16 protein-coding genes are annotated in these 24,792 nt (G+C 42.4%); 14 read left to right on the top strand and 2 right to left on the bottom strand.

What is annotated here, in order from left to right; translation table 11 throughout:
• Positions 1-4 precede the first annotated feature (4 nt).
• The gene (thrA, locus tag WKT12_RS06290) at positions 5-2,437 is read right to left on the bottom strand and encodes a bifunctional aspartate kinase/homoserine dehydrogenase I (protein WP_340319166.1); all 2,433 of its coding nucleotides are present in this window, start codon (positions 2,435-2,437) and stop codon (positions 5-7) included.
• Positions 2,438-3,002: 565 nt separating this feature from the next.
• Here thrA and frr point away from each other — a divergent pair.
• The 11 genes from frr to WKT12_RS06345 all read left to right on the top strand — a co-directional run bounded on the left by frr (position 3,003) and on the right by WKT12_RS06345 (position 16,214).
• Positions 3,003-3,563, top strand: coding sequence for a ribosome recycling factor (gene frr / locus WKT12_RS06295; protein WP_021969942.1), 561 nt, complete (start codon positions 3,003-3,005; stop codon positions 3,561-3,563).
• A 49-nt stretch (positions 3,564-3,612) separates the two neighbouring features.
• Entirely contained in the window at positions 3,613-4,593 is a 981-nt protein-coding gene (gene rsgA, locus WKT12_RS06300; protein WP_340319191.1) for a ribosome small subunit-dependent GTPase A, read from the top strand.
• A gap of 19 nt (positions 4,594-4,612) precedes the next feature.
• Positions 4,613-5,635, top strand: a complete 1,023-nt coding sequence (locus tag WKT12_RS06305; RefSeq protein WP_021969940.1) for a M20/M25/M40 family metallo-hydrolase — start codon at positions 4,613-4,615, stop codon at positions 5,633-5,635.
• Positions 5,636-6,038: 403 nt separating this feature from the next.
• Entirely contained in the window at positions 6,039-7,703 is a 1,665-nt protein-coding gene (locus tag WKT12_RS06310; RefSeq protein ID WP_021969939.1) for an amino acid permease, read from the top strand.
• A 112-nt stretch (positions 7,704-7,815) separates the two neighbouring features.
• Positions 7,816-8,628: a 3'(2'),5'-bisphosphate nucleotidase CysQ gene (cysQ, locus tag WKT12_RS06315; RefSeq protein ID WP_340319167.1), complete on the top strand. Its 813-nt coding sequence runs from the start codon at positions 7,816-7,818 to the stop codon at positions 8,626-8,628.
• Between the two features lie 7 nt (positions 8,629-8,635).
• Positions 8,636-10,183 carry an SLC13 family permease gene (locus tag WKT12_RS06320; RefSeq protein ID WP_021969937.1) on the top strand — a complete coding sequence of 516 codons (1,548 nt, stop codon included), beginning with the start codon at positions 8,636-8,638 and terminating at the stop codon, positions 10,181-10,183.
• Positions 10,184-10,199: 16 nt separating this feature from the next.
• Positions 10,200-10,802: an adenylyl-sulfate kinase gene (gene cysC / locus WKT12_RS06325; RefSeq protein WP_021969936.1), complete on the top strand. Its 603-nt coding sequence runs from the start codon at positions 10,200-10,202 to the stop codon at positions 10,800-10,802.
• 185 nt (positions 10,803-10,987) lie between these two features.
• Complete coding sequence (cysD, locus tag WKT12_RS06330) at positions 10,988-11,899, top strand: sulfate adenylyltransferase subunit CysD (RefSeq protein ID WP_340319168.1); 912 nt, start codon at positions 10,988-10,990, stop codon at positions 11,897-11,899.
• 14 nt (positions 11,900-11,913) lie between these two features.
• Complete coding sequence (gene cysN / locus WKT12_RS06335; protein ID WP_418587173.1) at positions 11,914-13,419, top strand: sulfate adenylyltransferase subunit CysN; 1,506 nt, start codon at positions 11,914-11,916, stop codon at positions 13,417-13,419.
• Between the two features lie 32 nt (positions 13,420-13,451).
• Entirely contained in the window at positions 13,452-14,558 is a 1,107-nt protein-coding gene (locus tag WKT12_RS06340; protein WP_340319169.1) for a sulfotransferase family protein, read from the top strand.
• Positions 14,559-14,756: 198 nt separating this feature from the next.
• The gene (locus tag WKT12_RS06345) at positions 14,757-16,214 is read left to right on the top strand and encodes a Na+/H+ antiporter NhaC family protein (protein WP_021970590.1); all 1,458 of its coding nucleotides are present in this window, start codon (positions 14,757-14,759) and stop codon (positions 16,212-16,214) included.
• Positions 16,215-16,319: 105 nt separating this feature from the next.
• Here the strand turns inward: WKT12_RS06345 and WKT12_RS06350 are convergent, their stop codons facing one another.
• Entirely contained in the window at positions 16,320-17,528 is a 1,209-nt protein-coding gene (locus WKT12_RS06350) for an ROK family transcriptional regulator (RefSeq protein WP_021970589.1), read from the bottom strand.
• A gap of 245 nt (positions 17,529-17,773) precedes the next feature.
• Here WKT12_RS06350 and WKT12_RS06355 point away from each other — a divergent pair, with 245 nt between their 5' ends.
• The 3 genes from WKT12_RS06355 to WKT12_RS06365 all read left to right on the top strand — a co-directional run bounded on the left by WKT12_RS06355 (position 17,774) and on the right by WKT12_RS06365 (position 24,783).
• Positions 17,774-20,116, top strand: coding sequence for a glycoside hydrolase family 20 protein (locus WKT12_RS06355; RefSeq protein WP_340319170.1), 2,343 nt, complete (start codon positions 17,774-17,776; stop codon positions 20,114-20,116).
• Between the two features lie 315 nt (positions 20,117-20,431).
• Positions 20,432-21,598 carry an AGE family epimerase/isomerase gene (locus WKT12_RS06360; RefSeq protein WP_021970587.1) on the top strand — a complete coding sequence of 389 codons (1,167 nt, stop codon included), beginning with the start codon at positions 20,432-20,434 and terminating at the stop codon, positions 21,596-21,598.
• 41 nt (positions 21,599-21,639) lie between these two features.
• Positions 21,640-24,783 (top strand): SusC/RagA family TonB-linked outer membrane protein, encoded by a 3,144-nt coding sequence (locus WKT12_RS06365; RefSeq protein ID WP_340319171.1) that lies wholly within the window; start codon positions 21,640-21,642, stop codon positions 24,781-24,783.
• The last annotated feature ends 9 nt before the right edge of the window (positions 24,784-24,792 follow it).

Below are 24,792 nucleotides of genomic sequence, written 5' to 3' on the forward strand. Positions count from 1 at the left end.
AAGCCTAAATGTTTGCGATGCTCATAATATCGGCAAAGACACCGGCAGCAGTTACGCTTGCTCCGGCACCGTATCCCTGAATGAGCATCGGGTACTCGTTATATCGTTCAGTTGTGAGCAAAATAATGTTGTTGCTGCCTTCCAGCGTATAGAACGGATGATTTCTGCCTACTTCCTGCAAGGCAACTACCCCATGTCCGTTTTCAAGGCTGGCAACAAAACGCCAGTGTTTTCCTTCTTTCTCAAGAACCTTACGGCGAGCTTCAAATTCATCGTCGAGTGAAGGTATCTTCTTCCAGAAGTCTTCCAGCGAACCTTCAAACAGTTCATTGGGGATAAACAGGTGTTTCTCCACATCTTCCTGATCCAACCGATAGCCGGCTTCGCGCGCCAGAATGACAAGCTTGCGGATAACATCCTTACCACTCAGGTCGATACGCGGATCGGGTTCGGAATATCCTTCTTCCTTGGCCTTGCGAATAGTTTCGCTCAACGGTACATCGGCACTGATCGTATTGAAAATATAATTCAATGTACCGCTCAATACAGCCTCAATCTTTACTATTTTATCGCCACTATTTATCAAATCGTTAATGGTATTGATAACCGGAAGTCCGGCACCAACGTTGGTTTCGAACAGGAACTTCACGCCACGCTGACGAGCAATATGTTTCAGTTCTGCATAATTTTCGTATTCCGACGATGCAGCTATCTTATTGGCTGCTACAACCGAAATGTTATGGCTCAGGAATTCTTTATATAATCCGGCTATTTCCGGGCTGGCTGTACAGTCCACAAATACAGAATTGAAAATGTTCATTCCTACAATCTCATCCTGAAGCACTTGAGGCGACGAAGGAATACCTTTTTCTTCCAACTCCTGACGATAGTTAGACAGGTCGATTCCTCTGCGGGTAAACAAAGCCTTATGCCCGTTGGCAATACCTACGACATTCAACATCAGTCCCCGTTCACGTTTCAGTCGCTCCTGCTGACTGCTGATTTGTTCGATAAGGCTGTGACCTACTGTTCCGATACCGCAGATGAAAAGATTCAACACCTGATATTCCGACAGGAAGAAAGAATCGTGAATTACGTTCAACGTCTTGCGCAAAGAAGCTCCGTCTACTACAAACGAGATGTTGGTTTCGGAAGCACCTTGGGCACAAGCTATCACATTGATACCGTTGCGTCCCAGTGTACCGAACAATTTTCCGGCAATACCCGGTGTATGCTTCATGTTCTCTCCCACGATAGCCACGGTAGCCAGTCCGCTTTCGGCTTTCATCGGACTGATTTCTCCCATTTCTATTTCCTTGGCAAACTCTTCGTTCAGTACTTCGCAAGCCAGCGGAGCGTCTACCGTCCGCACACCGATAGAAGTAGAGTTCTCCGAAGATGCCTGAGAAACCAGGAACACACTGATGCCATTCTCTGCCAGAGTCTTGAAGATTCGGTAATTCACACCGATTACTCCCACCATACCCAGTCCGGTCATGGTTATCAGGCACGTATCATTGATGGAAGAAATACCCTTGATAGCCTTGGAAGAATGATCGGCCTCCTGTTTCACGATTGTTCCCGGAGCTTCAGGATTGAACGTATTCTTTATCAGAATAGGAATATTCTTATGGCAAACCGGATAGATAGTCGGCGGATAAACCACTTTCGCACCAAAGTTGCACAACTCCATTGCCTCCACGTAACTCAGTTCCGTAATCGGATAAGCTGTACTGATAACACGAGGATCGGCAGTCATAAAGCCGTCTACATCTGTCCATATCTCCAGAACACTTGCATCGAGTGCCGCTGCCAGAATGGAAGCCGTATAGTCCGATCCTCCACGACCGAGGTTTGTTACCTCACCTGTATTCTTGTCGGTGGAAATAAATCCCGGAACCAGCGAAATTTGAGGTATATCGTGAAAGGTTTCACGCACCAGACGAGTTGTCAGTTCCGAATCGAGTATATGTTTATTATGTTTTTTCTCTGTCTTGATAAACAGACGTGAGTCGAACCATTGTGCCCCTTCTATAAGCGTAGCTACGATAATGGATGAGAGCCGTTCACCATAACTTACGATGGTTGCCGATGTCTTCGGCGACAAATCACGTATAAGATATATTCCTTGAAAAATGTCTTTCAACTCACTCAGCAGTTCGTTTACGCAATCCAACAATAATTCACGCTTCTGTCCTGCAGGAATGACGGTATAAACCATCTCTATATGACGATTTACAATCTCCTTCATTGCCTTTTCATAGCCTGAATCTCCATTGGCCGCCATCGTAGAAGTCTTAATCAACTTGTCGGTAATGCCGCCCAATGCCGAAACGACTACTATCACTTTATCATCTACTGCCTCAACAATTTTCTTTACATTCAACATACTGTTGACAGAACCTACCGATGTTCCACCGAATTTTAATACTTTCATGTACTTATACTTTTATACAAGAGCTATTCTATTTTACAAGAATGCCTTGTCTGATAAAACAAAATAAATAACTGATTAAAATAAAAACGAAGTGCCTGAGTCCACAGGCGTGTAACACGTAGAAACACCTATAATACAATCTCTTACCCCCGAGGGGTCATCCCGGTAACAGATGTGAATGTAGCTGTGTGCCCCATTCCGGTCATCATAGTGATATGAAGATAGTATTCGTTCATGTATTATTGTTTTGTTGTTGGCAAATATAGTAACATTTTTCTATAATCAAACATCTTTCAACTATTTTTTATACGTAAAATCAGATAAAACGGAACAAAACGTTTATTCTACTACCCAAAACACTCCTTATTATTATAATAAATATCCTATTTGCCGTCTTTTTTTCCCAGTTCTCCTTCCATCAAACAAACAATAGCAAAATCAGACAACCGGAAAACAAGCAATCATATAATTATCAGTAAACTATTGCAGAAAAATAAAAAATCATGTATTTTTGTTCACATTAATTTAGCATAAGTCTAACCCGATAAACTTTTAAAATTTTAATATGGCAGACTCAAAAACAATTCTCAGCGGAGCTGAAGAGAAAATGGATATGGCAATTATGTATCTGGAAGATGCACTGGCACACATCCGTGCCGGAAAAGCTGATGTACGTTTGCTGGACGGTATCCGTGTAGATTCTTACGGAAGTATGGTTCCTATTAATAATGTAGCAGCCGTAACTACTCCCGATGCTCGCAGCATCGCAATCAAGCCGTGGGATAAAAGCATGTTCCGCGTAATTGAAAAGGCTATTATTGACTCCGATCTGGGTATCATGCCCGAAAACAACGGAGAAATTATCCGTATAGGTATTCCTCCTTTGACAGAGGAGCGCCGTAAACAACTGGCAAAGCAGTGTAAAGGTGAAGGTGAAACAGCCAAGGTGAGTGTCCGCAATGCACGCCGTGATGCAATTGACGCACTGAAAAAAGCAGTAAAAGACGGTATGCCTGAAGATGAACAGAAAAATTCTGAAGCAAAATTACAGAAGGCTCACGACAAGTATATCAAACAAATAGATGAAATGCTTGCTGCCAAAGACAAAGAAATCATGACTGTTTAATATTCATAAAGGATGAAGAATGAAGTATGTACGACGCGCAAGCAAAAGCATGCGCCGGCTTCTCTTCATCCTTTATTTTTCACCTTATAAAAATTTGGAAAAAGGCTTAGTCATAAAAAATACAGGAAGCTGGTATCTGGTCAAGACAGATGATAACCGGCAAGTAGAATGTAAAATAAAAGGGAACTTCCGTTTAAAAGGAATCCGCAGTACAAACCCTATCGCTGTAGGCGACCGGGTACAAATTTCAATCAATTCCGAAGGTACGGCTTTCATTACAGAGATAGAGGACCGAAAGAATTATATCATCCGCCGTGCATCCAATTTGTCTAAACAATCACATATTATTGCAGCCAATCTGGACCAGTGTATGCTGGTAGTAACCGTCAATTATCCGGAAACATCGACGACTTTCATCGACCGTTTTTTGGCATCGGCGGAAGCTTATCGCGTTCCGGTTTGTCTTGTATTCAACAAAACCGACCGTTATTCAGAGGAAGAACTTCATTATTTGGACGGATTGATCCATCTGTATACCCATATCGGCTATCCATGTTTCAGAATTTCTGCCTTGAATGAAACCGGACTTGATGAAATAAAACAGGCTCTGGAGGGCAAAGTCACTTTGTTTTCCGGCCATTCGGGAGTAGGAAAGTCAACTCTGATCAACGCCATTTTACCCGAACAACATCTAAAGACCGGTGAAATATCGACCGTTCATAACAAAGGTATGCACACAACTACTTTTTCTGAAATGTTTCCTGTTGGCAAAAATGGATATATCATTGATACGCCGGGAATTAAAGGTTTCGGAACTTTCGACATGGAAGACGAAGAAGTAGGACACTATTTCAAAGAAATTTTTGAATTTTCTGCCCAATGCAAATACGGAAACTGTACACATCGTCATGAACCGGGATGTGCTGTACGCGAAGCGGTAGAAAAGCATTATATCAGTGAATCACGTTATGCCTCCTACTTGAACATGCTGGAAGATAAGGAAGAAGGCAAATATCGTTCGGCTTATTAATCATTTAACTTTAACAGACATGAGAAAATACGCTTTTTGTATACTGTTTGCTGCATTGGCATGTGTTTCGGCAACAAACGCCAACGCAAAGAAGAATTCAACTCCTACCCCCGAAGAAAAAGGTCTTTCCTTTATCAATCGGGAAAGTGCTGAAGCTTTTGTCAGTTTTCTGGCATCCGACGAACTGAAAGGACGAGAAGCTGGCACCGAAGGAGGACGAATCGCAGGCAACTATATCGCATCATTGTTACAGCAATGGGGAGTATCTCCCTTGTTCGACAGTTACTTCCAACCTTTTGAAGCCTACCGCGTAGAACGTCAGAAAAAAGGAAGACTACAAGTACATCCGGATTCTATTCAGTTAATCAAGCAGGGAGTTCACCAAAAATACAATATGCGTAATGTTCTTGCCAAAATAGAAGGTAAGAATAAAAATGAATTCGTAATTATCGGTGCCCACTATGACCACATCGGTTACGATCCGATGCTGGATGGCGACCAGATTTATAACGGTGCCGACGACAATGCTTCCGGAGTTTCGGCCGTTCTGCAAATAGTTCGTTCATTCCTTGCATCAGGCCAACAGCCGGAACGTACCGTTATCTTTGCTTTCTGGGACGGCGAAGAAAAAGGATTGCTTGGTTCAAAATACTTTGCACAGACTTTTCCTCAAATCAATCAGGTGAAGGGATATCTGAATTTCGACATGATAGGAAGAAACAATGACGAGTCGCGTCCGTGGCATGTCGTGTACTTTTTTACTAAAAGTAAACCTGCCTTTGGCGAATGGCTGAAGAAAGATATCGAACACTATCACCTGAACCTACAACCCGATTACCGCGCTTGGGATAATCCTGTAGGAGGAAGTGACAATGGAACATTTGCCAAACTGGGTATTCCTATCATGTGGTATCATACCGACTGGCATCCCGATTACCATCTTCCGGGCGACGAAGCTCCCAAAATCAACTGGGACAAACTGGTAGAAATAACCAAAACCTCTTTCTTAGGGCTATGGAAAATGGCAAATACCTCTTTCTAATAATGCAAAAAGAAAGTAACGTCCTGACAAAAAACTGAAAGAACTTATTGTAGTGTGACTTATCCCAGAAAACACATCAATATAGATTGTATCGGATTGAGTCCTTCAAAGCCTGCTTAAACAACTTCCTTTTGAGAAATGTTTAAGCAGGCTTTGTGCATTAATCCTATTTTCCCAGAAACGACATGCGCCCTTTTGTAAAATTCAGCAAAAAAGCATTGGTTCTTTAAACATTATATTAAGTTCACCATCAAAAACAAACAAATAGTATCCCTAACCTTAATTTTAGACAATACATCAGGACGTTTTTCTGTATATATCAACATGGTACATAAAAAAGAGCCGCACATCCGGAATAAATACTATCTTTGCACTCTATAACATCTAAGCAAATACATCACAAATGGGATTGTTCATAAGAAAAAGTATCGAAATGCTGCAAGCAGAGGCACAGCAGTCGGGCAACAAGACACTGAAACGGGTGCTTGGTCCGGTCAGCCTGGTAGCCTTGGGGGTAGGAGTCATCATCGGTGCGGGACTATTCTCCATTACGGGAACCGTCGCATCGGAATACACAGGTCCTGCCATCACGCTGTCATTCATCATTGCAGCCATAGGATGCTGTTTCGCCGGACTATGTTATGCTGAGTTCGCGTCCATGATTCCTGTTGCCGGAAGTGCGTATACTTATTCGTATGCAACTATGGGCGAACTGATTGCATGGATTATCGGCTGGGACCTGGTCTTGGAATATACAGTAGCGGCAACCACCGTAAGCATCAGCTGGAGCCGTTATCTGGTGGTCTTTCTGCAAGGCATAGGTATTGAACTCCCCCATGCCCTCACCGCATGTCCGTGGGATGGAGGGATTGTCAATATACCAGCCATGCTGATCGTAATCCTCATGAGCCTTATCCTTATGCGAGGCATAGCAGGCAGCTCCCTTTTCAACGGGTTGATTGTCTTTCTGAAAATCGGTGTAATTCTGATATTTGTCTTCCTTGGATGGAAATTCATACAAGCCGAAAATTACGTGCCCTACATACCCGAGAACACAGGAAAGCTTGGCGAATTCGGTTTTTCCGGCATTCTGCGCGGAGCGGCTATCGTATTCTTTGCCTTTTTAGGATTCGATGCAGTCAGCACTGCCGCTCAGGAAACCAAAAATCCCCAGCGGAACATGCCGATCGGTATCCTTGTTTCACTGCTGGTGTGTACTATTCTGTACATTCTGTTCGCCCACGTCATGACAGGAGTGGCACACTATACCGAATTTCAGGGACAGGAAGGTATTGCCCCCGTAGCCGTAGCTATCGAACACATGGGCAGCACCAATTCCGCAGGTGTCTTCGAACTGGCTTATCCGTGGCTGAACAAAGCCATCATCCTTGCCATTCTTTTCGGGTACTGCTCGGTCATCATGGTTACTTTACTCGGACAAAGTCGTGTATTCCTCAGCATGAGCCACGACGGACTACTGCCGCCGTTCTTTTCACGTATCAATGAACGTTTCCGCACGCCGGTACACAGCAACTGCCTGTTCATGATTGTAGTAAGCCTGCTGGCAGGATTTGTCCCCGCACAAGTAGCCGGCGAAATGACAAGCATCGGCACCCTGCTTGCTTTTACACTGGTATGTGCCGCCGTGCTCATCGTACGCAAGACCATGCCTAACGTTCACCGTACCTTCAAGACACCGTTTGTACCTTTTGTCCCCATTATGGGTATCCTGACTTGCCTGTGCATGATGTGCTTCCTGCCTGCTGATACCTGGATACGACTGGTACTATGGATGCTGATAGGTCTGGACGTATATGCTTCGTACGGTAGAAAATATAGCAGACTGGAACCGGGACAGGCACATCGCAAAGGCGACATCGTACTGAACATATTAGGACTTGCCCTCTCCGTTTTGTGCGTCATCACCGGATTGTGGCACCAGCAAACCGTAGGCTGGGATGCGGACAAGACTTTACTGACCATTTCTTTCGCATTCGCATTTACTCACTGTGCATACTATATGCTACGCATCTGGAAGCAGTCGAAAGAGATAAAACCACTCGTTTAGAGCATGCTTCTGTTAAAAAGAAGCTATAAACAATGCTGAGGAACAGAAAAAACGAAGATTGAACTACTGACTATAAGAGAAAATGTTGTTATTTTACAGCAATTTAGAGAGTATGGACAAAAATATATTACTGACAGCCATCCGTGCATCGTTAGAAGCCGGGGCAGAAATTATGAACGTGTATACCGATCCTAATGCGGATTTTGAGATAGAGAAGAAAGCAGACAACTCCCCTTTGACCATTGCCGACCGCAAGTCGCACAAGGTTATCGCAGCACATCTGGCTTCCACTCCTTATCCCGTTCTCAGCGAAGAAGGGAAGAAAATTCCAGTCGAAGAGCGACAAAGCTGGAACGAACTATGGATAGTCGACCCGCTGGATGGTACCAAAGAGTTTATTAAACGTAACGGAGAATTTACCGTAAACATTGCTTATGTAAAGAACGGCAGACCGGAAGCAGGAGTAATCTATATTCCTGTAAAGGAAGAATTGTACTTTGCCGACTGCCAGTATGGAGCTTACAAGGTAGAACATATTACCCGTCTGACTGCAAATGAAACGGTAGACAGCCTTATCGGCAAGGCACATCGCCTGCCCTATCAGGAAGAGACGCCGCGCAACAACTTTGTTGTCGTAGCATCCCGCTCCCACCTGACACCGGAAACAGAGGCCTATATCGAGAAAATGAAACAAGAACATCAGACAGTGGAAACCGTATCGAAAGGCAGTTCACTGAAACTGTGCCTGATAGCTGAAGGAAAAGCTGACGTTTATCCGCGGTTCGCACCAACGATGGAATGGGATACAGCTGCCGGTCATGCTATTATTCGCGCCATGGGTAAAGAAGTTTATCAGGCCGGAACCCAGGAACCTCTGCAATATAATAAGGAAGACTTGTTGAACCCGTGGTTCATAGCCGAATAACCTATTTATGACAGTAGAAGTTATTATTGTACTTGTTGCGCTTGTCGCTATGCTGACAGCGCTGATTATGGATAAGATGCGTCCGGGAATGATTCTGTTCTCGGTCGTCGTCCTATTTCTCTGTACCGGAATACTTACCCCGAAAGAAATGCTGGAAGGATTCAGCAACAAAGGAATGATAACCGTTGCCATGTTGTTTCTGGTAAGTGAAGGCATCCGACAAAGCGGAGCCTTGACACAAGTCATCAAGAAACTGCTGCCACAGAGCCAGACCACAGTATTCAAGGCTCAGGTACGCATGCTTCCTACCATTGCCTTCATATCAGCCTTTCTGAACAATACTCCGGTGGTAGTTATATTTGCTCCTATCATCAAGAGATGGGCAAGCTACGTAAAACTTCCTGCCACTTACTTTCTTATTCCATTGTCGTACGTTACGATTCTGGGAGGTATCTGTACACTGATAGGAACATCAACCAATCTGGTAGTACACAGCATGATACAAGATGCAGGGATGAAAGGATTCAGCATGTTCGAGCTGGGGAAAGTAGGTATTTTCATTGCCATTGCAGGCATCATTTACCTGTTTCTGTTTTCCAGCAAGCTGTTGCCTGCCGACCGTCCTGAAACACTTTCAGGTGAAGACGAGGAAAACAACTCATCAATTCATCCGGTAGAAGCCGTCATCGGCGCACGTTTTCCGGGTATCAACAAACGGGTAAGCGAATTCAACTTCAAACGTCACTACGGTGCAGAAGTAAAAGAAATCCGCCGCGGCGGTAATACTTACAAAGACCTGAATGACATCAGCTTTCGCGAAGGAGATACACTGGTATTGCTTGCCGACGACAGCTTTATCAAGACCTGGGGAGAATCGTCAGTCTTCATCATGCTTGCCAACGGTAAAGACTATGAACCTGCCGGAAAGAAAAAGCGCTGGTTCGCATTGTTCCTGTTGCTGTTTATGATTATCGGAGCTACAATCGGTGAATTGCCGGGCATACAGAAACTGCTGCCTGAAGGCATCAAGCTGGATATGTTCTTCTTTGTATCTATTACAACGGTTATCATGGCATGGACCAAGATATTTCCACCTCGGAAGTATACCAAATATATTTCATGGGACATCCTGATTACCATCGCCTGTGCTTTCGCCATCAGCAAAGCAATGGAAAATTCCGGAGTAGCCGACCTGCTGGCTGGTTATATCATCGACTTGAGCCGGAGTCATGGCCCGTACGTTCTGCTGGCAGTGCTGTTTATCATTACCAATATCTTTACCGAACTGATAACCAACAACGCAGCAGCGGCCCTCTCCTTCCCGCTTGCTCTGTCACTATCGCAGCAACTGGGAGTAAATCCTATGCCTTTCTTTGTAGTAATCTGCATGGCAGCTTCTGCCAGCTTCTCTACTCCGATAGGCTATCAGACCAACCTGATTGTACAAGGTATCGGGAACTACAAGTTCACCGACTTCGTGCGAATCGGATTGCCGCTGAACATTATTACTTTTTTGATTTCGATATTCGTCATACCACAAATATGGCCTTTTTAACTAATAACCAAACGATATGGAAGAAACCAAACATATTTACCCGATATTTGACCGCATGCTGACCCGTTCCGATAAAGAGGAACTGCTGAAACAGCACAGTGTCATGATCTGGTTTACCGGACTAAGTGGTTCGGGCAAAAGTACCATTGCCATTGCGCTGGAGCGGGAATTGCAAAAACGTGGACTGCTCTGCCGTATATTGGATGGCGACAACATCCGCAGCGGCATCAACAATAATCTGGGATTCTCGGCCGAAGACCGTGTAGAAAATATCCGCCGCATTGCGGAAATAGGCAAATTATTCGTCGACACGGGCATTATTACGCTCGCAGCATTCATCAGTCCGAACAACGATATCCGTGAAATGGCCGCAAACATCATCGGCAAGGAGGATTTCATGGAAATCTATGTCAGCACTCCCATAGAAGAATGCGAACGCCGCGACGTAAAAGGTCTGTACGCCAAGGCACGTAAAGGAGAAATAAAAAACTTTACCGGCATATCTGCCCCCTTTGAGGCACCGGAACATCCAGCCTTGTCACTGGATACCTCGAAACTTTCGGTAGAAGAATCGGTCAACAAACTGCTTGACTTAATCCTACCCAGAGTAACCCGATAAGCGGAACTAACAAAGTCCACTTTAACACAAGAAACCACTGGTTTATGAAATAATATGAGTACTTTTGCGCGATTATTTGGGATTCATACTATTTTATATCCATTTGCCATTCATACTGGCAGCTTATAAAACAAGTAAGCGGAAACCAGTCTGTGTAACCCTGATAAAACATTCATAATTCAGATATGAAAGAAGAATATAAATTAAGCCACCTGAAAGAACTCGAAGCCGAGTCTATCCATATAATCCGTGAGGTGGCTGCCGAATTTGAGAATCCGGTCATGTTGTATAGTATCGGAAAAGACTCTTCAGTTATGGTACGCCTTGCCGAAAAGGCCTTTGCTCCGGGCAAAGTTCCATTCCCGTTGATGCACATCGACTCTAAATGGAAATTTAAGGAAATGATTCAGTTCCGTGACGAATATGCAAAGAAATATGGCTGGAACCTGATTGTAGAAAGCAATATGGAAGCTTTCCGCGCCGGTGTAGGTCCGTTTACTCACGGAAGTAAAGTACATACCGACTTGATGAAAACGCAGGCCTTGCTGCATGCACTCGACAAATATAAGTTTGATGCCGCTTTCGGAGGTGCCCGTCGTGATGAAGAAAAATCACGTGCGAAAGAACGTATCTTCTCATTCCGTAATGAGTTCCACCAGTGGGACCCGAAAAACCAGCGTCCGGAACTTTGGGATATATACAATACCCGTATACGTAAAGGAGAAAGTATCCGTGTATTCCCCTTGAGCAACTGGACAGAACTGGACATCTGGCAGTATATTCGCCTGGAAAATATTCCTATCGTTCCTTTGTATTTTGCCAAAGTACGACCGGTTGTCAATATCGACGGACAGCTGATTATGCCGGATGATGACCGTCTGCCGGAAAAATACCGCGATAAGATAGAAATGAAAAAAATCCGTTTCCGTACATTAGGCTGCTGGCCGCTCACCGGAGCTATCGAAAGTGAAGCCGATACGATAGAAAAAATCGTAGAAGAGATGATGACTACCACCAAGAGTGAACGTACAACCCGTGTCATCGACTTCGATCAGGAAGCAAGTATGGAACAGAAAAAACGTGAAGGATACTTCTAACAAAACAAACGATCATGGAAGAACTAGATAAAAATAAATCAGGAAACCCCATGGAAGGCGAAGCCAGAGGGGCTATGTCTATCGAAGAATTTCTGAAAAAGGATGAGCAGAAAGACTTGCTCCGTTTCCTTACGGCTGGTTCGGTAGACGATGGAAAGTCTACACTTATCGGACGCCTTCTTTTTGATAGTAAAAAATTATACGAGGATCAGCTCGATGCTTTGGAACGTGACAGCAAACGAATGGGTAATGCGGGAGAACATATCGACTATGCCTTGCTGCTGGACGGACTGAAAGCAGAACGCGAGCAGGGGATCACCATCGATGTGGCTTACCGTTATTTCTCTACCAATAACCGTAAATTTATCATTGCTGACACTCCGGGACACGAACAGTATACGCGTAACATGATTACAGGTGGGTCGACAGCTAACCTTGCCATTATTCTTGTCGACGCCCGTACAGGAGTCATCACGCAGACTCGTCGTCACACTTACCTGGTTTCTCTGTTGGGAATCAAGCATGTAGTTCTTGCAGTCAACAAGATGGACCTGGTAGATTTCTCGAAAGAAGTATTCGACAAGATTGTTGCCGACTACAAGGCATTCATCGATCCACTGGGAGTACCCGATGTAAACTGTATTCCATTGTCGGCACTCGACGGTGACAATGTGGTAGAAAAATCCGATCGTACTCCGTGGTACAGCGGTCCTTCATTGCTGGAATTCCTCGAAACCGTACACATCGGAAACGACCATAACCTGACGGACTTCCGTTATCCTGTACAATATGTTCTTCGTCCGAACCTCGACTTCCGCGGATTCTGTGCCAAGGTTGCTTCGGGAGTCGTACACAAAGGAGATGAAGTAATGGCTCTTCCTTCGGGAAAGAAGTCGCACGTTAAGAGTATCGTTACTTACGACGGTGAATTGGATTATGCTTTCCCTCCCATGTCAGTTACCCTGACTCTGGAAGATGAAATTGATGTTTCACGCGGCGAAATGCTGGTTCACCCAGACAACGTACCAATGATTGGACGCAACTTCGAAGCCATGCTGGTATGGATGGACGAAGAAAAGATGGACATGGAAAAATCATTTTTCCTGAAACAAACTACCAACACCAGCCGTACCCGTGTAGACAGCATTAAATATAAGGTAGATATCAATACGATGGAACACCTGAGCGTAGAAAACGGACGTCTGAAAAAAGAAGATGTACCGATGCAGCTGAACCAGATAGCCCGCGTAGTATTGACATCTTCCAAGGAATTGTTCTTCGACCCGTATACCAAGAACAAGGCGACCGGCTCGTTCATCCTGATAGACCCGATTACCAACAACACCAGTGCCGTAGGTATGATTCTGAACCGCGTGGAAGATAAGGATATGCACAACACGATGGAACTGCCGGTACTTAACTTGCCTAAACTGGGTATTGCTCCGGAACATTATGAAGCAATAGACAAGGCTGTGAAAGAACTGTCCAGACAGGGCATCGCCATCGAAGTAAAAAAGTAAGTTTAAAATAAGTATCAACTTAAATTCATAAAATGGGATTACTCGAATTCAGTAAATTGCCGATCAATACTCTGGTAGGTGCAGACTGGAAAACATTCAACCAGATTACGGAAGGCAGAACGATTGACCAGACATATAAAGGAAAATACCGGCTTACCAAGGCGGTATGTCGCCTGTTATCGACCTTGAAGCCGCTGCAAGACAAGCGCTACGAAAAATTGCTTGCCAACCAACCGCTGGAACATGACCCGGTATTTATTTTGGGACACTGGAGAAGCGGAACTACTTTTATGCACAATGTCTTTTCATGCGACAAGCATTTTGGTTATAACACTACATACCAGACGGTATTTCCACACCTGATGATGTGGGGACAGCCGTTCTTTAAAAAGAACATGAGCTGGCTGATGCCCGACAAACGTCCGACAGACAATATGGAACTGGCCGTCGATTTACCGCAGGAAGAAGAATTTGCACTGGCAAACATGATGCCGTACACTTACTATAATTTCTGGTTCCTGCCGAAGCACATGCAGGAGTATGCCGACAAATACTTGCTATTCGACGATATCAGTGATGAAGAGCTGAAAGTGTTCGAAGAAACATTTACCAAACTGATCAAGATTTCGTTGTGGAATACCCACGGAACTCAGTTCCTGAGCAAGAACCCTCCACATACCGGACGTGTAAAAGAACTGGTAAAGATGTTCCCGAATGCTAAGTTCATTTACCTGATGCGTAACCCGTATACAGTGTTCGAATCAACACGAAGCTTCTTTACCAATACCATACAGCCGTTAAAGTTACAGGATATCAGCAATGAGCAATTGCAGGAAAACATACTTTCAATATATGCTAAACTGTATCATAAGTATGAAGCCGACAAGAAGTTCATCCCTGAAGGTAATTTGGTAGAAGTAAAATTCGAAGACTACGAAAAGAATGCCTTCGACCTGACACAAGAAATTTATCAGAAGCTTTCTATTCCGGGATTTGACGAAGCTCGTTCTGCGATAGAAGCTTATGTAAACAAAAAGAAAGGTTATAAGAAAAACCAATATCAGTACAAGCCTGAAACCGTTGAACTGGTAGAAAAGAACTGGTCGTTCGCACTCGATCAGTGGGGATACAAACTTTAACCTGACAACACAGACTTTACGTATGTGCCATTTCTCTCTACTTTATGTAGGCAGAAACAGACCGTTATTTACGTAAAGTCTGTGTTTTTTATATACATATTCATGCATTTCCTACTCAATTTTGCATGTTTTTTCGATTAGAAATGCATATTTAAACAGAAATATTATATCTTTGCGCCCGCAAATAAATATGATATAATGAATTCAACAAGAAGATTTCCCTCTCCATTGGTATCTTTCCTTCCGATTATCATTCTGATATGTATGTTGGTTGCGACCATCAGTACTTTCGGAAGCGACTCACTGAACGGCGGAAGCCAAATTTCTCTGCTGGTAACTACAGCGGTTTGTATATTTATAGGAATGGCTTTTTATCGTATTCCATGGAAAGATTATGAACTGGCCATTACCAATAACATCAGCGGTGTAGCCACGGCCGTCATCATCCTGCTCATCATTGGCGCACTGAGCGGCACATGGATGATTAGCGGTATCGTACCTACACTTATCTATTACGGCATGCAAATTATTCATCCGACATTTTTTCTGACTTCTACTTGCATCATCTGCGTGCTGATATCGGTCATGACCGGCAGTTCGTGGACAACAATTGCCACCATTGGTATTGCTCTTTTAGGCATAGGTAAAGCACAAGGATTTCACGAAGGCTGGATAGCCGGAGCTATCATCTCAGGGGCTTACTTCGGCGACAAGATTTCTCCGCTGTCGGAAACAACGGTTCTGGCCTCTTCTATCACAGAAACTCCGTTATTCCGTCACATCCGCTACATGCTCATCACTACAATTCCCTCATTGGTTATCACACTGATTCTGTTTACCATCATGGGATTCACACATAGTACTCACAACATGGAGCACATGACTGAAGTAGCAACAAGTCTGGCAGACAAGTTTAATATTACTCCCTGGCTTCTGATTGTTCCTGTAGTAACCGGTATTCTGATAGCGCGCAAAGTTCCTTCTATTATAACTCTTGCTATTTCTACCTTTCTTGCATGTGTAGCAGCCATTATCTTCCAGCCTCACCTGCTGAATGAAATAGCTGGAGAACAGAATCTGTTTAAGGGAGTCATGATAACCTGTTACGGAAGCACGAACCTCCAGACAGACAATGCTGCTCTGACAGAGCTTGTCGCAACACGAGGTATGGCAGGCATGACCAATACTATCTGGTTGATATTGTGTGCAATGTGCTTCGGAGGAGCCATGACGGCAAGTGGTATGCTGGGAAGTATTACCTCCGTATTTGTACGCTTCATGAAAAATCGTTTCAGTCTGGTTTCGTCGACAGTATGTTCCGGACTGTTCATGAACCTGACTACTGCAGACCAGTATATAAGTATTATCCTGACAGGTAGCATGTTTGGTAGTATTTATAAATCACAAGGATATGAAAGCCGGCTATTAAGCCGTACGACTGAAGACTCGGTAACGGTGACTTCTGTATTGATTCCGTGGAATTCGTGTGGTATGACGCAGGCAACTATCCTGAATGTTCCCACTCTGACCTATCTGCCATATTGCTTTTTCAATATCATCAGTCCCATTATGAGCATTATCGTTGCAGCTATCGGATATAAGATTTTCAGACATCCGACAGAAGAACATCCAGAAAGTTTTTCGGAAATAAAATAAACAAGAAAGACATAGAGATATACAAAATTGCCTATCTTCTATACAAGAAGCAGGAATACGCCCAATCGCAAAAAGAGTAAACGCATTCCTGCCTCTTTTTTGAATTTACGATTCAAACATGCTTCTGCGAGACAACATGCAAGCTCCTATAACTCCCGCCTTATCCAACAGCTTAGACAAGGCTATAACTGAATCCTTATTAACCAGATTCAACGAATATTTACGGACTGCGCTCTTTATTGGTTGCAGAATATAATCACCTGTCTGTGCCAAAGCACCTCCAATGATAACCAATTCTGGATTCAGTAGATTAATTAATCCTGCCAGGTAACGTCCCAGCTTCTGCCCTATTTCTTCAACCAGTTCAATGCAAAGCAAATCTTCCCGATTGGTTGCGGAAATTATTTCATCTAAAGTAAGAGGAGTATCTCCCTGCAAGATACGCTTGGAAAGAATAGACTGCTTACCATCCTGAACACATTGTATCAGTTTACGATGCAGGGCAGCACCAGACACCTCAGTTTCCAAACAGCCTCGCTTCCCACAATGGCAGAGTATTTCATTATCGAAAACACTAAAATGTCCGAACTCTCCAGAAAAACCAGACTTTCCCGTAAAGATATCTCCGTTTATTATTAATCCTGCTCCAAGCCCCCAACTCAGATTAATAAAAATAATATTCTTCTCTCCCTTTACTAATCCTTTGACCATTTCTCCATACGTCATGGCACGGGTATCGTTATCAATCGTTACCTTATAGCCAATTTTTTCGGTCATTACCTCAGCAAGCGGCCGTTCCTCAAAATTAAACAGACTGAAACTGTATCCTAATTCAGGATTTACTCTACCGGATATATTAACGCATATATTTAAAATCTTCTCCTTATCAATATTAGCTTGGGATATGAATTCAGTAATATACCCACACAGTCTGTTCAATCCTTCTGGACTATTTTCTGCTTCATAAGGTATTCCCATCTTCAGGTCAACAAAATCTCCTATAAAATTCATTAGTCCGATATTCAGACTAAACTTTTTAATATCTACCCCAATAAAATAACCCGAATCTAAGGTTAAACCATATAAGGTTGGAGGACGTCCTTCACTCGTTTCTTGTTTACCGTAACTCATGATATACCCTTCATCACACATCTCCATTATAAATTTTGTAACGGTAGGTACACTTAAATCAAGTTCTTTCGACAAATCCGGTATTGTAGACGAACGGTTATACATATAATAGGTAATAATCCGTTTTTTGGTCAAGGCGTTCTTCGATCCCCTTTCTATTTCTTCCAACAACTTTCGAGTCATATATTCTTCTTAATTTTTTCTCTCTCCAAATATAATAATATTTTTAATAAAGGCCTCTCCAACCCTAATAAATCTGTCTACTTTTCAATAAAACCATAGTCTACTAAATCCATAAGAAACCTGTATGTATAAATTAACGTATAAAAAAGATTAAACTATAATTCCTTTGATACATTAAGAAAAATAAATTATATATTTGCACAACTTAATAATTAATTTTATTAACTAATCTAACTTATTATATTATGAAAAGGCTCATGCTTTCCGCTCTTTACCTGATACCACTCTTGTTTACGCTTTTATCCTGTCAAAAAGAAAGTATACAAGCCGATTATCAAATCATTCCGCTTCCTCAGCAAATCCAATTGTCAGCCGACAAGACTCCTTTCACCCTTAATAGTCAGACACAAATTTTATATCCAGCCGAAGATAAAAGGCTTCAAGATTACGCACAACTCTTGGCTCAGTATATAAAGACCAAAACCCACAAGGAAATAGCTATAAATACCAGTACTGACACCACTAATGCAATTATCCTTCAAATACTTCCGAAAGGAATCAATCCAGAAGGATACCAGTTGGATGTAAATTCACGCCACGTCATCATCAACGGAAATAGCGAAGCTGGTGTCTTTTATGGCATACAAACCTTAAGAAAATCATTACCCATAGCACAAGGAGGCGAAAACATTATACTCCCAGTAGTGCATATCAGCGATTTCCCCTACTTTCCATACCGCGGTGCACACCTCGATGTCAGCCGACATTTCTTCAATGTAAACGAAGTCAAGACATATATAGATATGATGGCCCTGCACAACATGAATACTATGCACTGGCACCTTACCGACGATCAAGGATGGCGTATCGAAATCAAGAAATATCCTCGCTTGACACAAATCGGTTCAAAAAGAAAAGAAACTTTGACCGGACATCTTAACGACCGTCCGGAAAAATACGACGGAAAGCCTTATAAAGGCTTTTACACCCAAGAACAAATAAAAGACATAGTCAACTATGCGGCTAAAAATCACATCACCATTATTCCGGAAATTGATCTTCCGGGACACATGCAAGCAGCTTTAGCATCATATCCGGAATTAGGCTGCACGGGAGGTCCTTATGAAGTATGGACCAAATGGGGAATTTCGGAAAATGTTCTCTGCGCAGGAAGCTCGAAAACATTTCAGTTTTTAGATGATGTATTTGATGAAATTACCCAACTATTTCCTTCACAATATATACATATAGGAGGAGACGAATGCCCCAAAACGCAATGGGAACATTGCCCCAAATGTCAGGCTTTCATAAAAAAGCAAGACATCAAGTCGGATTCAAAATATACAAAAGAGCAATATCTGCAAAGTTTCATTATGAAACATGTAACCGAATATCTTAAGAAAAAAGGCAGAAAGACTATCGGATGGGATGAAATACTGGAAGGAGATGCGGATTCTCAAGTAACTGTCATGTCTTGGCGTGGAGAAGCTGCTGGAGTAAATGCAGCCCAGCAAGGACATGATGTTATTATGACACCTAATACCGTTATGTATTTTGATTTCTATCAGGCACTGGACACAGAAAAAGAGCCCCTGGCAATAGGAGGATACATCCCTGTCGAGAAAGTATACAACTACGATCCTTTGCCAGATCAACTGACAAAAACTCAAAAAAAGCATATATTAGGAGTACAATCCAACCTTTGGACCGAATATATTCCCGATTTTTCACATGTTCAATATATGGTACTCCCCCGATGGGCAGCATTGGCCGAAGTTCAATGGAGTAATCCGGAACAAAAAGATTATAATGAATTTCTCAATCGCCTGGGAGGTATGTTAAAACAATATCAACTGGAAAAATATAATTATGCCAAACACGTATTAAACGTAGATGCTACATACATTTCTAATTTTAAGACCGGATGTACGGAAGTTGCCTTATCCACTTTAGGAAATGCTCCGATACACTACACCCTTGACGGAAGTATGCCAACGAGCCAATCACCTGTATATCAACAAGCCATACAAATAAACAAGACTTCCACTTTACAAGCCATTGCCATCCGGCCAGAAGGAAACAGTGAAATTTACAAACAGCCTCTTTACTTCAATAAAGCAACCAACAAACCCATTACATTACGCTATCCGGCCGATGACAAATACAATGGACAAGGTTGCGGTACACTGGTAGACGGAATCAGCGGAAATGCAACTTTCGGAAGCGGGAAATGGCTGGGATTCAGTAACGGAAAAGATATGATTGCTACTATAGACTTAAAGGAGAAAACACCAATCACAACAATATCACTTCACACATGCATAGCTACAGGCGATGGAGTATTCGATGCTCGAGAAATCAGTGTCGAGGTGTCAACCGACGGAAAGAACTATCGAAAAATAGCATCCGAAACCTGCCCCATCCCAACAGAACATCAAAAAGTAGTAAAACAACATACATTAACCTTTCCGTCCCAACCAGCTCGATATGTCAGAATTTCTGCCATATCAGAAAAACAAATGCCGGCATGGAGCGGATTTCCGGCCATACCAGCCTTCATCTTTGTAGATGAACTATCAGTAAACTAAACTCGACTCCATATATTTATCAAAGCCTGTCAGAAGAAAAATCTACTTTATTTTCTTCTGCACAGGCAACTATTATCGCCTTTTTCCTACTTAAAGTTTATAAAACAATATAAAAAGTTCCATTTTAAAACAAAACACACAAATATACTTTCATAATAACACCAAAAGTTACCATATACATATAAAAAAGAAAGTTTTAAATAAAAATAAAATAATTACCTATTCCGAAAGCATATTAAATAAATTATTTTATATATTTGCGACATACGAGTACTCTAAATTTATTAATCTAATTAAATCGATAAATAAATTACTATGGCCGATTTAGAACAACTAAAAAAACAGTATAAGGAAGAACTACTGACCAATGTACTTCCTTTTTGGATTCAACATTCTCAGGACAAAGAATGCGGTGGTTACTTTACTTGTCTGGACCGAACAGGAAAAGTGTTCGACACCGACAAATTCATCTGGCTACAAGGCAGAGAAGTCTGGATGTTTTCCATGTTATATAATAAATTGGAGAAAAATCAAGAATGGCTGGATTGTGCCATCCAAGGTGGAGAATTTTTAAAGAAGTATGGACACGACGGTAATTATAACTGGTACTTCTCACTGAACAGACAGGGACAGCCCTTGGTAGAGCCATATAATATTTTCTCGTACACATTCGCAACTATGGCTTTCGGACAGTTAAGTCTGGCTACCGGCCGTGAAGAATATGCCGATATTGCAAAAAAAACATTCGACATTATTCTTTCTAAGACAGACAATCCTAAAGGTAAATGGAACAAACTTCACCCCGGTACACGCGATCTGAAGAATTTTGCTCTTCCCATGATTCTTTGCAATCTGGCCTTAGAAATAGAACATTTACTCGACAAAGATTATCTGCAAAGTACAATAGACACGTGCATCCACGAAGTAATGGATGTTTTTTATCGTCCGGAATTAGGAGGAATCATCGTAGAGAATGTAAATAGTGATGGAACGTTGGCCGATTGTTTTGAAGGACGACAAATTACCCCAGGACATGCCATTGAAGCAATGTGGTTCATCATGGATTTAGGAGAACGCCTAAACCGTCCAGATCTGATAAAAAAAGCCAAAGACACAGCATTGAACATGTTCGACTATGGCTGGGATAAAGAATTTGGTGGTATTTATTATTTCATGGATCGCAAAGGTTTTCCACCTCAGCAACTCGAATGGGACCAAAAATTATGGTGGGTCCATATTGAAACACTGATTGCTATGATCAAAGGTTACCAACTAACCAAAGACAGTCGCTGCTTGGAGGTATTTGAAAAAGTACATCAATACACCTGGAGTCATTTTAAAGACCCTGAATACCCTGAATGGTTCGGTTACCTGAATCGGAGAGGTGAAGTTTTACTTCCCCTAAAAGGAGGTAAATGGAAAGGATGTTTCCATGTTCCAAGAGGATTGTATCAATGTTGGAAAACATTGGAAAAGCTATAATACATAAACCATCTTTACCTTAACCCTTAAAACACATTCTTATGAGAAAAAATTTCAAACGTGAAAAATGGATTTCAAGGATATCTCTTGTAACCATTGCCTTAGCCTGCCAAAACGCAGTCTATGCCGATGATGTTCCATCCAGTTCAACGGTCGCATCATCAATCATACAACAAGAAGGTCGTACGATATCGGGTACTATAACTGATGAACAAGGAAACAGTATTCCTGGTGCGAACATCCTTATCAAAGGTACTTCTATAGGAACCATTTCTGATATGAATGGAAACTTCGAGCTGCAAGTTCCTGCCGGACAGCACACCCTACAAATTTCTTTCATCGGATATAAGGAAAAAGAAATAGCCATTGGAAATAACAAAAAGTTCAATGTCCAACTAAGTGTCGAGTCGGAACAACTTAACGAAGTTGTTGTTACCGCATTGGGTATCAAACGAGAGAAAAAAGCATTAGGATATGCTATGCAGGAAGTTAAAACCGACAACCTGACAGAAAACAAATCTATCAGCCTCAGCAACATGTTGCAAGGTAAGATTGCCGGTGTACAAATAGCGCAGTCAGGATCCGGTATGGGTGGATCAACTCGTATCATCATGCGTGGTCTGAACTCATTAAGCGGAAAGAACCAGCCTCTATGGGTCATCGATGGAATTCCTATCAATGACGATTCAAGCGGCGATGCAGATGAATACGGAGGTACAGATCTTGCCAGCGCAGCTTCACAAATTAATCCGGAAGATATTGAGAGTATTTCTATCCTGAAAGGAGCTAATGCTGCAGCACTTTACGGTTCCAGAGCACAGAGTGGAGCCATTATCATCACAACCAAGAAAGGTAAGCAAGGACAGCCTCTGCAATTAGAATACAACGGTAATATCCAATTCAGCAAAGTATATAACCCATACGATTATCAGAACGTTTATGGACAAGGTTCCAGCGGCGTATTCAGTACTTCCGCCAAAGGAAGCTGGGGACCAAAGATGGAAGGTCAGTTGGTTGACAACTGGAAAAATGTCATCTATGGCAATACAGACTATGGTCAATATGCATTGCTTCCACAAGATGACTACATTAAGGAATTCTACGATACCGGCGTACAATATTCGAACACTGTAACAGCATCAGCAGGAAGCGACAAGCTTACAGGACGTTTATCATTTACAGACAGCCGAAACAATGGTATCGTACCTAACCATTCTATCAACCGACAATACTTTGACTTGAATACTGAATTCAAGAACGATTTTCTCACCATCGGAGCAAAAGCCAACTACATGATAGAAAAGACTAATAACGCTCCAGCACAAGGTAGTTATGGATTGATGTCTCAGTTCATCACCATGCCACGTGGTATTCGTCTATCTGATCTTAGCACCGATATGTTTAAATCAAACGGACAAGTACAAAACTGGACGGGTCCGGCAGAAAACTATACCAACCCTTATGGAATGATATTGCCCGACAACGGAAATAAAAATACAAGAAACCGTTTCTTAGGACAAATCAAGGCATCGTTAAAACTGACCAGTTACCTGAACTTGACAGGACGAGTAGGTGTAGACTGGTACAACGATCAGTACCGGAAATATGCTATTCATCAGTCTGATGGATCAACAGCTTCACAATATGTTCATAGTGAAACTTCTCATAAAGACTTCACTGCCGATTTAATATTGAACTTCAACAAGACATTCGGAGATTTCGGTGTAACAGCCAATCTCGGTACTTCTGTCGAAAACCAATCGTATGAAGGCCTTGCAGGCGATGCTGGTACTTTCCAGATAACTGACTTCATCTGGATGGGTAACGGCGACAAACGAGAAGCTTCCGAATCATTCTATAAAAAAGAAATCCAGTCTGTATTTGGCAATGCTTCTTTCAGTTGGAAAAATATGTTATATCTGGATGTTACCGGACGAAACGACTGGTCTTCAACTTTACCTAAAGAAAACAGATCTTACTTCTATCCATCCGTTAGTTTAAGTGGCATCATTTCCGAAATGCTAAAAATGCCCGACTGGATTGACTATCTGAAGGTAAGAGCATCTTGGGCAAAAGTCGGAAACGATACAGACCCGTACAAACTGGCCTATGCATATAGTAAATATGGAAGTCTGGTAAACGGAGGAACCATTCTTGAAATGCAGTTACCGGACGAACTTCCATTGAGTGATTTAAAGCCAGAAAGTACCAATTCTTACGAAGCTGGATTGGAATGGCGTATGTTCCAGAATAGATTAGGCATTGACTTCACCTATTATCAAAGTGCAACGACCGATCAGATTCTTGCAATCAATACTCCGGTTCCATCAGGATATACCAGTAAATTGATTAATGCAGGTAAGATTCGCAGTAAAGGTTACGAACTGACTGTAACCGGTACACCGATTTTGACAAAAGACTGGAAATGGGACATCACCTTGAACTGGGGATCGAACCGTACAGATTGTATAGAACTGGGTGGAGGTGTCAAACGTTATACATTAGGCAGCACCAGCATCGCATCCGTAGTTGTCAACGAAGGTGGAAAATACGGTGATATTGTTGCAACCAATGCTTATCAGAGAGATGCTAATGGAAATATCCTGATAGGTGACGACGGACTGCCTCTTACTGAAACAGATAAAGTCATTGGTAACATGCTGCCGAAGTGGACAGGTTCTATCGGAACAGGATTGCAATGGAAGAATCTTTCTCTTAATGCCCTGATTGATGTACGCTATGGCGGCGACTTTATCTCAATGACTGATGCCAATGCATGTTCAGCCGGAACATCAGCTCGTACACTGGAAGGACGTGATGAAATGATAGTAGACGGATTCCTTGCATCGACAGGCGAAGTCAACACCATTCCTGTTACCGCACAAGAGTTCTATACTAAAATAGGTAGCTCAAGTGGTGTTGCCGAAGAATTTATGTACAAAGGAACTTATGTAAAAATGCGAGAATTATCTATCGGATGGAATCTGCCGTCTTCATGGCTCAAACCTATTAAGCTGCAAGCTGTAAAGATTTCTGCTGTAGGACGTGATTTGTTCTACTTCTATAAAGATGCTCCGGTAGATCCTGAATCAGCTATATCAAGCGCCGATTATGCACAGGCATTCGAATACGGTTCAATGCCTCCGACCAGAAGTTTCGGATTCTCCTTAAATGTTAAATTCTAAATTTTGAGC

The organism is Phocaeicola sp. HCN-6420 (assembly GCF_037890145.1).
Taxonomy (GTDB): Bacteria; Bacteroidota; Bacteroidia; order Bacteroidales; family Bacteroidaceae; genus Phocaeicola.